This window comes from Borreliella californiensis, from assembly GCF_014205885.1.
GTDB lineage: Bacteria > Spirochaetota > Spirochaetia > Borreliales > Borreliaceae > Borreliella > Borreliella californiensis.
The window spans coordinates 362,572-376,096 of sequence record NZ_JACHFB010000002.1; the positions used below are offsets into that span (position 1 = coordinate 362,572).

The 13,525-nt window shown below is 27.4% G+C and carries 12 protein-coding genes; 4 read left to right on the forward strand and 8 right to left on the reverse strand.

Annotated elements, in window-relative coordinates; translation table 11 throughout:
- Window positions 1–2 precede the first annotated feature (2 nt).
- The 8 genes from HNP67_RS03880 to HNP67_RS03915 all read right to left on the reverse strand — a co-directional run bounded on the left by HNP67_RS03880 (window position 3) and on the right by HNP67_RS03915 (window position 9,466).
- Window positions 3–1,412 (reverse strand): hypothetical protein, encoded by a 1,410-nt coding sequence (locus HNP67_RS03880; protein ID WP_184125114.1) that lies wholly within the window; start codon window positions 1,410–1,412, stop codon window positions 3–5.
- Window positions 1,394–2,471, reverse strand: a protein-coding gene (prfB, locus tag HNP67_RS03885; RefSeq protein ID WP_184125116.1) for a peptide chain release factor 2 whose coding sequence is annotated in 2 segments (ribosomal slippage) — window positions 1,394–2,417 and window positions 2,416–2,471 — 1,080 coding nt in all. Because the reading frame shifts where the segments join, the coding sequence is not laid out codon by codon here. The genes HNP67_RS03880 and prfB overlap by 19 nt, the downstream gene beginning before the upstream one ends.
- 15 nt (window positions 2,472–2,486) lie before the next feature.
- The gene (locus HNP67_RS03890; RefSeq protein WP_184125117.1) at window positions 2,487–3,047 is read right to left on the reverse strand and encodes a hypothetical protein; all 561 of its coding nucleotides are present in this window, start codon (window positions 3,045–3,047) and stop codon (window positions 2,487–2,489) included.
- Window positions 3,044–5,362, reverse strand: coding sequence for an RnfABCDGE type electron transport complex subunit D (locus tag HNP67_RS03895; protein ID WP_184125119.1), 2,319 nt, complete (start codon window positions 5,360–5,362; stop codon window positions 3,044–3,046). Before HNP67_RS03895 ends, HNP67_RS03890 begins: the two co-directional genes overlap by 4 nt.
- A gap of 7 nt (window positions 5,363–5,369) precedes the next feature.
- The gene (locus HNP67_RS03900) at window positions 5,370–6,842 is read right to left on the reverse strand and encodes a hypothetical protein (RefSeq protein WP_184125121.1); all 1,473 of its coding nucleotides are present in this window, start codon (window positions 6,840–6,842) and stop codon (window positions 5,370–5,372) included.
- 15 nt (window positions 6,843–6,857) lie between these two features.
- On the reverse strand, window positions 6,858–7,319 hold the full coding sequence (locus HNP67_RS03905; RefSeq protein WP_184125123.1) for a divergent PAP2 family protein: 462 nt from the start codon (window positions 7,317–7,319) through the stop codon (window positions 6,858–6,860).
- 14 nt (window positions 7,320–7,333) lie between these two features.
- Window positions 7,334–8,575, reverse strand: a complete 1,242-nt coding sequence (locus HNP67_RS03910) for an aminopeptidase (RefSeq protein ID WP_184125125.1) — start codon at window positions 8,573–8,575, stop codon at window positions 7,334–7,336.
- A complete protein-coding gene (locus HNP67_RS03915) occupies window positions 8,576–9,466 on the reverse strand; it encodes an HAD family hydrolase (RefSeq protein ID WP_184125127.1) in 891 nt (296 codons plus the stop codon).
- Between the two features lie 113 nt (window positions 9,467–9,579).
- On the opposite strand from HNP67_RS03915, the gene HNP67_RS03920 reads away from it, so the two are divergent.
- Genes HNP67_RS03920 through fmt form a run of 4 tightly spaced genes read left to right on the forward strand, consistent with a single transcriptional unit; the run spans window position 9,580 to window position 13,513 of the window.
- Window positions 9,580–11,358, forward strand: coding sequence for an aminopeptidase P family protein (locus HNP67_RS03920; RefSeq protein WP_184125129.1), 1,779 nt, complete (start codon window positions 9,580–9,582; stop codon window positions 11,356–11,358).
- Window positions 11,355–12,044, forward strand: coding sequence for a hypothetical protein (locus tag HNP67_RS03925; protein WP_184125131.1), 690 nt, complete (start codon window positions 11,355–11,357; stop codon window positions 12,042–12,044). Before HNP67_RS03920 ends, HNP67_RS03925 begins: the two co-directional genes overlap by 4 nt.
- Window positions 12,045–12,080: 36 nt before the next feature.
- Window positions 12,081–12,578: a peptide deformylase gene (def, locus tag HNP67_RS03930; RefSeq protein ID WP_184125133.1), complete on the forward strand. Its 498-nt coding sequence runs from the start codon at window positions 12,081–12,083 to the stop codon at window positions 12,576–12,578.
- Entirely contained in the window at window positions 12,575–13,513 is a 939-nt protein-coding gene (gene fmt / locus HNP67_RS03935) for a methionyl-tRNA formyltransferase (RefSeq protein WP_184125135.1), read from the forward strand. The genes def and fmt overlap by 4 nt, the downstream gene beginning before the upstream one ends.
- Window positions 13,514–13,525 lie beyond the last annotated feature (12 nt).

The following is a 13,525-nucleotide window of genomic DNA, read 5'->3' on the forward strand; positions in this document are numbered from 1 at the left end:
GCTTATTCTCCCATATTTGCTTCTTTAATATATTCTACCAAATGAGTTATTAATGAGATAAAGCTGCCAATAGTTAAAGTGATGCTTGCTCCAAATAGAAATGTTGCAGTCATTTGTTCTGCTTTTGCTGTATAAACATCTTCTGCCGTTAATCTTTTGTTAATAAAGTGATTGCCCGTTATTGTATAAAGTTTCTCTGAATTGTTAAGCAATGTTCCTGCAAAAATGCTTCCTATTGTGCTTAATGTAAAAATAGTCAGATTGACATAAAATTTGTCTCTTGTATTAATAAGTCTATTTTTGTTAGTTTTTATCATTTCTATTTTTACTTGATCTTCTTCTTTATTTATTAACTTGAATTTATCTTTATACCCTTTAGATTTAAGCAAAATAATATCTTGATTTTCTGGTTTTTCAATTTCAATTGGAGTTTCACCTATAAATATGCCTTTTTTAAAAACTTTAGATTGTACATTGCTCGTAATTGATACTTTTTTAGAGATTGTTCTTTTTAAGTCAATATTTAATATTATTGAATCTGCATTTTTTACTGTTCTTTTAATAAAGTAGTTTTCGAAATTTGAGCTTGTGATTTGTATTTCAATTTCTTTGTTTGGAAGCTTAGAAATGTCAAAAATATTATCGTAATAGATTCCTTTTGAAACAAATTTTTCATTTATATAGATTTTTGCATCTGGGTTATTTTTGACGTTAATGTTGATTTTTAAAAATTCTCTACCTAATATTTCTTTAAAGCTGTGTTTTGTTATTTGATCTGCAATTTCATTAACAGAAGATGATGTTTTAAACACCGCTTTTTTAGTCTCAATTTTCTCAGGAGTGATGTTGTTAATTTCTATTAAATAATAATTTTCTATTTTTTTCAGGTCAATATAGTTAATAAAAAATAATTTTTCTCTTATAAAAAATTCTTTATTTAAATTTGATATATTTGTTTGTTCTTCAATTTTTTTATGTTTTACTTTTAGTTTGTTTAAATTATTAAAGTATTCTTCAAATTTTTTTTGTTTACTATTAATATTTTGAATATCTTTTTTAAGATCATCAATTTTGGTTTTGGTGTTATATTTTTCTTTTGCGGTTATTATGTTTTGAAGTTTTTTTTTATCCATTTCTTTTTTTAATTTGCTAATTTCAAGTTCTGTTTTTATTATATCTTGGTTTATGTAAATATCTTTAATGATGTTCTTGTCGTCATTGTTTACTATATGTTCTGTTATTTTATCATAGATTTTGTCCAATTGTTTTTCAATTCCTTTTTTAAGGTCAATATTTTCTTTTTTTGTATTAATGATATAGGAAAAGTTGTACTCAATGTTACTTTGAGAATGTATTTTGAATATTGTAAATACTAACAATGGTATTACTAGCTTTAGTTTAAGCTTTTCCATTTTAGATACTCTTCTATGAAATTGTCTATATTGCCGTCCATAACTGAAGTGGTGTTTGAATTTTCAAATTTTGTTCTGTGGTCTTTTACCAAATTGTAAGGTTGAAATACGTAAGATCTTATTTGGTTGCCCCAAGAAATTTCTTTTTTTTCGTCTTGCTTGGATTTGTTTTTTTCATCTTCTTTACTCTTATAGTATTCGTAAAGTTTTGATTTTAAAACTTTCATTGCCAAGTCTTTGTTTTTGTGTTGACTCCTATCGCTTTGAGATTGAGTAACTATTCCTGTTTCAATGTGAGTGATTCTTACAGCAGAAGATGTTTTGTTGACGTGTTGTCCTCCGGCTCCCGACGCTCTGTAGGTATCAATTCTTATGTCTTCTGGTTTGATTATTATTTCTATTTTGTCATCAATAACAGGGTCAACAAATACGGATGCAAAAGAGGTGTGTCTTTTTTTAGCAGTATCAAAAGGAGAAATTCTTATAAGACGATGTATTCCAACTTCACTTTTTAATAGCCCGTAAGCATACTCTCCTTTTATTTCTATTGTAACAGATTTAATTCCACCTTCTGCTTCAAGTAAATCAATAAGTTCTGTTTTGTATTTTTTTCTCTCGGCGTATCTTGAATACATTCTGTAAAGCATTGTAACCCAGTCACATGCTTCAGTGCCTCCTGCTCCAGAATGAATAGTTAAAAAAGCGTTGTTTGCGTCAAGTTCTTCTTTAAAATAAGAAATTGTGAGCAAATCTTTGTATTGTTTTTCAAGTGCATTAAATTCGATTTCCAAGCTGCTAGTATCTTTTTCATTTTCAACAATTTCAGACAAATCACTTAAGTCTTTTATTTTATTTATTAGCTCTTCCCATGGATCAATTTTGTTTTTCAAGATACTTTGAGCCTTAATTACTTCTTGAGCTCTTTTAGGATTATTCCAAAAATTTTTCTGGTTTATTTCTTTTTCATATTTTTCGATTTTAGTTTGAATTTCATTTTTGTCAAAGCTTCCTCCAAATGTCTTCCGCTTGTTTAAACAACACATTTATTTTTTCTTTCATTTTTATTTCTCGCTATTATTGATTGTATATTAATATAATTATATTTGGAATTAAAGATAAAATAAACATTATAAAAAAATATATTGATTCGTTTCCCAATATATTGATTTTAGGGTTTTTATCAAAGTTTTTTTTTACTGATGTTATTGACATTAAGGCTATTAGTATGCCAAGTGCAGATAGGATAAGTATTTCTAATCCTTCAAAAAATCCGTTGTTTTTATCAAGTGCAAAAAATGTTATTGCAATTAAGCTGTTATTTGAAAGCATGAAATCGTTTGAATAATTTGATTTTTTGTTATAAACAATAAATATATCATTTAATACTTTAAATGATGATATCAACATGTAAATTAAAATTACATAAAAAATTGGCATTAAGAATAGTAAATTATTTTTTGTAAACTGTTTATAGAGATAAAACGACATTGAATATATTAATAAAGAAGTAATTGTTATTATGATGTATTTTTTTATTAGGGATACATTGTTTTTTATTTTTATGTCCTCAAATCCAACAAAGTGTATTAAAGTTAAGTTGTTAATAATTAAGCATGTAATTAAATTACTAGTCATAATTTTATTATATCCTTTTCATTCTCAAGAGGGGTTTTGAGTGCTTTTTCTTTATTTGTTTTCAAAACATGCATTATTTTTTTAATTTTGAAGGTTAAGCTATATTTTTTTATTAAGTTTGAGCTTGTTTGTAAGATAAAAATAGATATTATGACTGACAAGGTTTCAAAAGGAATATAGCTTAATGTTAAAAAGTATATAAATGCCAATATTGATCCGTAGAGTATTTGCTCAAATTTAAAGTGTGGTGTTATTTGCAATTCTGTTGCCATTGTAAATATTAACAGCATTGGGATTGGAGAAATAAGTAATGTTAACATATCGGAGCTGATATGGCTTAGCATTCCTATATTATGTGCTATGTATGAGATTGCCATCAAGCTTATATAAAATGACAATGGTATTAATTTGTTGATTATATATTTGCCAACTATTAATAAGAGGCCAAAATAAAGCAAGATAGGAGATATTTTTTTTTCATTATTAACCCCCAAAAGACTTTCAATATGAAATCTTGTGACAATTATATTAAAAGCAGAAAAAATGTTTTGATTTATAAAGTTTTCAATTGCATCTATTTTTTTGTTTTCATATCTTGTCAAGGTATTTAAACTTTTTAAATTTTTTATGTTTGGATTTGCTTTAATTATTTCATTCCAGGTTGGAATTATTGAATTTGAGTTTTTAAGTTCCTCTTGATAGGCTTGCTTAAAACTTATTGGAAAATTTAATACAAAAAACATAAAAGAAATTAATATAGGGTTTGCTAAAAATGCTGATAGTCTGAAAAAGTAAAAGAATACTAAAAAAGTAAATAACAAGGAGGTTATTTTTAGTATAATTTCTAAATCCAAGGGCAATATAATGCTCATCATTAAAGCGGCATAAACAAAAAAAGACAAACATTTGTAATTAATTTTTAGCATTATGGGAATATAGACTACTACACTAATAAATATTAACAGCAAAGTGTCTGTCATGAATTTTGTGTTATTTAGGAAAGAAAATATCAGGCTAGGCGATAGTGATAGTATGATAGCAAAGTATATGTCTTTTAAATTGTTTTCAGTGTATATTATTTCATTTGTTAAATTTTCATTTAGAATTTTACCTTTAATTTCTTTTTGAACCTTATGTATTTCTTCTTCTATTTCTTTGTCTGTATAATTAAATACTTTTAATTTGTTGTTATTATTTATTTTTTCATTCTTTAAGAATGAAAAAATAATATTTTCCATTTGCAGTGGCGAAAAACTGGATATAAACAATGCTTTAATTTTGTCATATATTGACTTTTTCTTTAATATGGTGAGGCTATAAATATCTCTTGTTATTGGTATGTTTAATGTTTTGATTTTTATTTTATTTGCTGGGTTGTTTAAAAAAATTTCATATTTTTTTGTATCAATTTTTTCATTTATTAGCTGGCTGAAAGAAGTCCCAATTTTTACTTTCAGTATTCTGCTTTTTATTTTTTTATTTCCATTTATAGCTACAAATTTTTCTTTATAAGGGTTGTTATTTTTTATGACAAGGTTTGCATTGTATAGATCTTCAATATTTGCTAATAAAATATTATTGTGGGGGTTTATATCATCTTTTGTGTTTTTATTGTTGTATAAAAAGTGCATTATCATTTCGTGATTTGTATAAGGATATGCATTTTCTAAAGATTTAATTTTTATTTTTCTGTGTTTAAAAATACTCAATTTTTCGAATTCTTGTTTAAGTTTGTCTTTATTTGATATTATTATTATTTCTTTGAATTTAAATATTTTGTCGATTATCTGGAATCCTGAAAAAATTTCTTCTAATTTTTCTGCCATGAGTGCTTCTGAAATATTTGTAAATATATCTTTTCCATTTGTTAATAAAATCATTTTGTCTATTTTTTTACATTTGTTTATGAATTGAAATAAAGAATTTTCATTAAACCAAGGAATTCCCAGTTGAACTAATTTTTCCAGGGTTTTTTCTCTTGAGATTTCTTCTTCAATTGGTGTTTTTTCGGTTTTTATTTTCCCTTGAAATTTGATCAATGCTGATTTTAATTTTTTTCCATCTGGAAAATTGGCTGTATATATTTTTTCTACTATTCCAGATATTGGAGAGTATGTGTATAGTTCTATGTTTGAGTTTTTAGATAAAATTTGATTTTCTTCTATTTTTTGTTTTTCAATTATATATATTATGGATTTTGAATTTTCTGTTTCAAGGGGTATTAGGGCATATTCAGGTATTTGAATCTCGTTAATTGTTACCTCGTATTTATTGTATTTTTTAAAAATTGTTTTTACTTTTTCTAAATCTAGCATTAGCTATTTATCCTTGAATATATTTTTTATAGGTTTTTTCATTTATGTTTAAAAGAATTGTAAATCTTATTGCTTTAAATAGGAATAGTAATACAAAGAAGGGTAAAGAGAAAAAGAAAAGTATTTTGTAATTTTTTTTATCTGTGTTGATATTATTCTTGTTTTCTTTATATATTAAGATTGGATTTTTATTTTTTAAAAACAGACTTGCAAGATCTTTTTTAAGAATTTCATCAATAAATGATTTATCTACTTCATAAACAGTTTTAGGATTAATTTCTATTTTGTCGTTTTTGATTTCAAAGTAATTTTCTTTTATATCTTTAGGAATTTTTCCATATTTAGCACTAAGATTGTATTTTAGTTCGTTTTGATAAAGAATGTGGGACAGATATCCTATAATGTTGGGTATTTTTTTGTTGTATCCTAGCATTATATAAATGTTGTTAGGATTTAAATAATCAAAGTAATTTAATTTTTTACTGTAAAGATAGTTAATGTTTTCATAAGAATTTAGCATATAGCTTGAATAAGCGAAAGGAATTAATGAGAGTGTAAATAGCAGTAGATGTATTGCTATTTTTGATTTTAAAGTTTTTTTACCTTCTATTTTTTTTTCTTTAATTTCAATTGGGAATAAGAATGTGTCTTTAAAATTGCTTTCTGTTTTAATCCAGCTGAAAATTAAGAAGATACAAAGGGTTGGTATTGCAACAAATGCAATAAAAGTGGGATCAATATTTATAGTAAAAAAGGTTGTGATTGTAATGAAATATAGAGTTGTGAATATAAATAAAAATAATAAGTGTTTTATTTTTGTCATTAGTGTTAAAAAATTTATTTCTTTTAAATATATTTTATTGTAATTTTTGTTAAAATTACTGATTATTGAAAATAACAAATAAGAGAGAACTGTAAATGGATAAAAATACAGTATTTCTTTACTTATCATAAAAGTAAGAGATGAAATTAATAGAAAAATTAAAGTAAATATAGAGTTTGTTGGGTCTAAAAAAATTAATAAAATTATTATGGTTAGAAATATTATGCTTGAAATAAAGTTAATTTTTGTTTTGTGGTCAAGAGAATGCATGTTGGCATTAATGTTGAGTTCTTTTTTTAGGTTTTTAAAATTTATAGTTTTGAACCTGTTTTCAACATAAAGAAGTTTTTTATGTTCTATGTTGAAAAGATTAGGGAGCTTTTTTAAAAATATACTTTTTCTAAGGTCAAGATTGTTAAGTTTGTTTATCTCGTTTATTGTGATTTTTTTATTTTCGGGAAAGTCTAAAATGTCAATTTTTGTTGTATATTCTGATATTGTTTTGTATCCTAGTGAATTTATATATTCATTGGCAGTTTTTAGATCATTTTCATTTTCAAAGTATAAAGGTTTGTAGTCTCCAAATTGAGCTACATCGCAGGAAGTGATAAGTGGTATTGTTGTAATTAAATATAAAAAACCTAAAAAACGCACCATGTATTTTTTCCTATGCTAAAAATAGCACACAATATATGCAGAGACTATTCCTATTATTATGCCCGTTAGAACCTCTTTCTTTTTATGCCCCTTGACCACTTTTATTGTTGTTGTGTCAATTTTGATTTCTTTTTTTAATTTTTCTGATAATGCATTTAAATATTCTGCTTGAACTCCAGACATGTATCTTACTCCAAAAGAATCTCTTATTGTAATAAGGGCAAATGCAAGGGCTATTATAAAATTTGTATTTATTCCTTCAGTTAGTGCAATTGAAGTTGAAAGAGCGGTGACTGTTGATGAATGACTACTTGGCATGCCCCCTGTTTCTAGAAAAATTTTTTTTAGAAGATGTGCGGGAGTTAGTTTTAACTTTCTTGTTTTTACGGTTTGGATACCATATTTAATCACTTGAGCAGAAATTCCTGATACAAGACAAGATAAAAAAAGATCATTGGTAAGCAATGCCCTTATCATTATTAAGCCTCCTTTTATATTGCGAATTTACCAGCTTTTATGATTGTGTGTTCTTTTCCATTTTTGTCCATGCCAATGACATTCAAGTCATCGCTTCCAATCATTAAATCTGTATGTATTAATGAAACGTTGCATCCATAAGTTAGTTTATCGACATCGGTCTTTAAATCTTCTTCATTGCTTAAACAAGACGGATATGCAGCTCCTAGTGCTATGTGACAACTTGCATTCTCATCATATAATGTACTGTAAAAAATAAGATTGCTTTGATAAATAGGGGAACTGCTGTCAACTAATGCTACCTCTCCTATATATTTTGCTTGAATATCGGTTTCAATGTGAGATTTTAATATTTCTTTTTGCTTTTCATCATCACAGCCAAAGTCAACAACTTTTCCATTTTCGAATTTTAGCCATATCCCAGATATTAGTGTTTCAAGAACCATAACGGGGCGGGTGGCGTACACAATGCCTTTTGTTTTTTTATAGTTTGGAGTTGTAAAAACTTCTTCTGTTGGCATATTAGCATTGAATTCTATTTCTGTTCCTTTTACTTTTTCGCTTCCGCCTGTCCATAGGGAAGTTTCAAGCAAATATACTTCCAAGTTTGTTTTTTCATTTTTAAAAATTACCTTTTCTAGATTAAGTTCATTTAATGTTTTACATCTTTTGTGAAGCTTTTCCCCATGAGATTCCCAATTTTTGATTGGATCTTCTCTATCAAGTAGCAATATTTTCTTTTGTATTTTGAAAAATTCTTCTAAAGTTTGACTTCCTTCTTTTTTATTTAAAACTTTGGAAGCCCATTTTGGACCTGGCGCACAAACAACGCACCAAGCTATTTCGTTACTCATTATTGCCTGCGACAAGGTTTTGCTTGCCAGATTTAAGGATTTTTGATAAATTGACATTTTTTGACCAATGCTGCTTTCTTTTAAATCTTCAAAATTTTCTGTATCATCGACGTTTATTCTTGCCCATTTATCTTGAACCATTTCTTCTAAAAAGCTCTTTTCGGCATTTGGAATAAATACCAAGCTTTCTTCTTGTGAGAATTTTAATCTTGATTTTAGAATATCAATGTCTTTAATATTTAGCTTGACATACTTAGCCCCATGTTCATAAGCTTTTTTTGCTAATATTTTCAAAAAATTATAATTGTCGATTGAACCTTGAATTAAAACACATTGATTTTTTTGTAAATTAATTCCCTTTAAAATTATAAGCTCTGCATATTTTATTAAATCTTTCTCCATTTATTCCTCCCGAATAGGTTCTTCTAAAACATTCTCATTAATGTAGTTTGCAACAGCTTCTTCATCATTTGTTCCTATTACTTCTAAGTAAGGAAGCATTGCTTTTAATCTATAATTTGCATTTCTCATTAGTAATCCCTTTTTTACATTTTCTAGCATATCAGTATCATTAAATCCATCTCCAAAAGCTATGGTTTCGCTTAAATCAATATTTATAGTTTTAAGAACTTCTTTTAATGCATTACCTTTAGAGACTTTATGATCTACAATTTCTAGTGAATTTGGAGTGGAAAGGTATGCATTTATTTCCCCTTTATATTTTTCTAAAATCATTGCTTCATATTCTATTAGGCTTTCTTCTCTGCCAGCCAATATTATTTTTGCAACATTTTCAAAATTTTCAAGTTCGCTAAAGTCCTTAATTTCTTGAATTTTATTGAGTGGGCTGACTATTTCATGTCTGAAGATATTGGATTGTTTTTGCAATTTTTTGCATTGATCAATTGCAATTTTAGTCTTGATGTCAATATTTAATTGGTCGTCGTTTTGATCTGCTTTATGTAAAAAATGAGGTATATGACTAAATTTTTCGTTTCTTAAATTTAAAATTTTCTTTACCACTTCAGCAGATAAATTATGGCTTTTTATTAATTTCCATTCTTGGTTGTAAACTTTTGCTCCGTTTAATGTGATGAAAAATGAAACTTGCAGTTGATCTATTTTTTTTGTAATTTGAATGATTTCATTCTTACTTCTTCCTGTTGCTATTATAAATTTCTTTTTTTCTTTTGTTAATTTTTTAATTACAAGTTCTGTAAAGGCTCCAATATAGCTTTTTGATAGTAAAAGAGTGCCGTCAAGATCAGAAGCAACCGCTTTAATATTTTTCATGTTTTATCCTTTAGGAGTTAATTTCAAGCTAAATTATATCAAATAAAAAATTTTTTTTAAATTGATAATTATTTGGTATACTAGTATTAATAGGTTGTATAAAGGGGATTTTTTTGGATATTAATAAAAGATTAGCTTTACTTAGAGATCATATGAGGGATAATGGAGTTGATGCTTATTTGGTAGCAGGCTATGATCCTCATTTTAGTGAATATTCTCATGAAAGGTATAGCACTCGTAAGTTTATTACAGGTTTTTCTGGTAGCTTTGGTACGGTAATTGTAACATTATCCAAAGCTGTTCTTTTTACGGATGGTAGGTATTTTTTACAGGCTGAGCAAGAGCTTAAGGGAACTGAAGTTGTATTAATAAAGCTTGGAGTAAAAGGATTCCCTGACATTTTTACGTATATAAATTCAAATCTTCAAGAATCAAAGCTTGGAATTTATTCAGACGAGATTAGTATAAAGTTTTATAAAGAGTTGTCTGAAAAATGTAAAAATACACATATCAGGTCTTTAAATCAAGATTTAATTGATTTAATTTGGAAATCTAGACCCCAGCTTGAGTTTAGTCATATATTTGAATTGAATGATGTTCAGAAGAATAATAAAAGAGCTGAAAAAATCAAATCTATTTGTTTGATTTTAGAAAAGAATTTGTCAGATTTTTATGTTATTACTGCTCTTGATGAGATTGCTTGGATATTGAATTTAAGAGGCTCTGATGTTAAAGAATCAGCATTGTTTTATTCATTTCTTTTAATATCTAGGAATAAAGATCGAAAAAACGTTCTTTTTGTTGATATAAAAAAACTTGATTTAAGCGTTAAAGAAGCGCTTGAGATGGAAAATTTTGAAATAGAATCTTACAGTAATTTTTACTGTTTTTTGGACAAAATAAAGCACGAAGGTAAATTTTTTGTTTCATTTTATGCCAATGTTAGGGTTTTAAAAGTTCTTGGAGAGGCTAATATCATTTTAGCAGAGAGTATTATAAGCAGTTTTAAGGCATTAAAAACCGATTATGAACTTCTTAAGATAAAAGAGGCGCATATTATTGATGCTATTGCATTGATTAAATTTTTACGTAAATTTAAAAGTCTTAGCAAGGTTGAATTGGCTGAATTAGATGAAATAGATATTGCTGATATGCTTTTGCATTTTAGAAAATTAAATAAAGATTTTTTTAGTTCTAGTTTTGACTCAATAGTTGGTTTTAGAAAAAATGGAGCTCTTCCGCATTATAAGCCTAAAAGGGGCAAAAAAATAAATACCAATGGACTTCTTTTGATTGATTCTGGGGGTTCGTATTTTGGACTTGGTACCACAGACGTTACAAGAGTTTTTTTAATAGGTGATGCTTCTGATGAAGAAAAGCGTGATTATACTTTGGTTCTTAAGGCTTTCATTAACCTTTCTTCTTTAAAGTTCCCATATGGATCTTCTGGAGCTTTTCTTGATGGAATTTGTAGATTGCCGCTTTTAAAAAATGAATTGAATTTTATTCATGGCACTGGGCATGGTGTTGGGTTTTTTCTCAATGTTCATGAACTTCCGGTTTCGATTAGTCCTAATTCTAATTATCTTTTTAAAGGATCTGAGGTGGTTTCAATTGAGCCTGGTCTTTATCGAACATTTAGTCACGGAATAAGAATTGAGAATTTAGTTTTTGTAAGGCAAGCTTTTACAAATGACTTTGGAGCTTTTTTAGAGTTTGAGAATTTAACTCTTGTTCCTTTTGAAAAAGAATTAATAGTAAAAGAAATGCTCTTAGAAGATGAGTTAAATTATATCAATGATTATCATGAATTCGTGTTTTTAACCTTAAAAGAGCGTTTTGCTGATGAAGGAGAGTTGGAATTTTTAGCAAAGCTAACAAGTAAAATATGAGATTTATAATTGCATTTTTAATGGTTTTAAATCAAGGATTTTCAAATTTGTTTTCTTTGCCGCCTGAAGATATTATTTTTGAGAGTTCTTATGAGATTGCAATTAAAAAAGCTCAAAAATTAGGTAAAAATGTTTTAATTTTGGTTGGCAGAGATATTAAAGAAAATTTAATAAAAGATTTTTTAAACTCTTTTGCAAATGATGAAATTATTCACAGGGTATCTAGAAAAAGTGTTTTTTTAGTTATCGATAAGGATAATGAAATTTTTAATAAAATTAATCTACAAAAAAGTCCAACTATTTTTTTTGTAGATTCTAAAAATGAGCAAATAAAGGCAGCTTATGTAGGAGCTGTTTTAAGTAGTGTTCAATTTGATAAGGATTTTTTAAACTATGTTATGGGAGCTATAAAATCAACAAGTGTTTTAAAAAAGCAAAAAGATTATGAGATTAATACTGCTGATGAGAGAGTCTTTTTTTACAAGACATTAAAAGGTGATTGGCGATTAAAGCTTAATGGTAAAGATAGAAAGCTTGTTCTTTTTGATACAGGTCTTAAAGAATTTTTAGTTTTTAAAGATATTAATGAAAACAAGCTTTATGCTATTCCTAAGTCCAGGAACGGTAATATTTATTTTTCATTATTGGGGAATGAGGAGTGGAAGCTTTTTGGAAAAATAAAATAAGTGTCTTTTTTTTTTTTTTGAAGGAGGATGAGTTTTATGGAAATGGTATTTTATCCTAATGATTTGCTTCGCGTTAAGACAAAGCAAATTGCTAATATTGACAATAAGATTAGAGATTATGCTAAAAAGATGATAGAATTGATGGATATTAGCGGTGGGGTTGGGCTTGCTGCTCCTCAAGTAGGCCTTGATTTGTCGCTTTTTGTAGCTAGAGAGAATAAAATGGCAAGGCCTTTGGTTTTTATTAATCCTTCAATCATAGAAACTTCTTATGAGCTTAGTTCTTACAAAGAAGGGTGTTTAAGTATACCAGGAGTTTATTATGATTTAAAGAGGCCTAAGGCCATTGTGGTGAATTTTCATGATGAGAATGGTAAATCTTTTACTATAGAAAATTCTGATTTTTTGGCAAGAATTATTCAGCATGAAATGGATCATTTAAATGGAGTTCTTTTTATTGATTATTACGAAGAAAAGTTAAGAAATAAATTGTTAAAGCCTTATATGAGAGAAAGAGGGCTTAAGGCAAAATGAAAATATTTTTTGTAAGCTCTTCTTCTATTGCTTTAGAAGTTTTCAAGGAGATTGTAAAGCATTATGAAGTGGTGGGGGTTTTGACTTTGCCTGATAAACCTAAGGGTAGAGGACAAAAGTTGAGCCAAAATATAATAAAGGCAGAGGCTATTGCTAGGAGTATTAAAGTTTTTGATCCCTTGATTCTTGATGATAATACATTAAATTTAGTTAGAGATTTGAATCCAGATTTAATGGTAGTTTTTTCTTATGGCAAGATTTTTAAAAAAGAATTTTTAGATCTTTTTTCAAAGGGGTGTATTAATGTCCACCCCTCTCTTTTGCCCAAATATAGAGGTGTTTCTCCGATACAATCTGCAATTTTAAATGGTGATTGTGTTAGTGGTATTACTATTCAGAGGATGGCTTTAGAAATGGATAGTGGCAATATTTTAGTGCAAAAAAATTTTAAAATAAGATCTTATGATACAAGTCATGATATTTCAAAACTTGTATCAAGTCTCAGTCCAAGCCTTGTGCTAGAAGCTTTGGAAAAAATTAGTAAGGGGTTTTTGGGAATTCCTCAAAAATCAAGCGAAGCTACTTTTTGTTCTTTTTTTAAAAAAGAATCTGGATTTATAGATTTTAATCTAAGTGCATTTGAGATTAAAAACAAAATTAATGCGTGCAATCCTTGGCCACTTGTAAGAGCTAGGCTTAATTATAGCGACATTATTTTTCATCGCGCCGATTTTTTGGAAGTAGATTTATATAAGCAGAGAAAAGTAGGAGAAATTGTTGATTTTAATCCCGAAAAAGGATTATTTGTTAATACCGGGGAGGGGATTCTTTTACTTTTAGAAGTTCAAAGACCTGGAAGAAGGGTTTTGGATTTTAAGTCTTTTTATAACGGGAGCAGGCAGCTAATAGGGCAAGTGTTTTCTTCAATAGAATAGGAGGGATATATT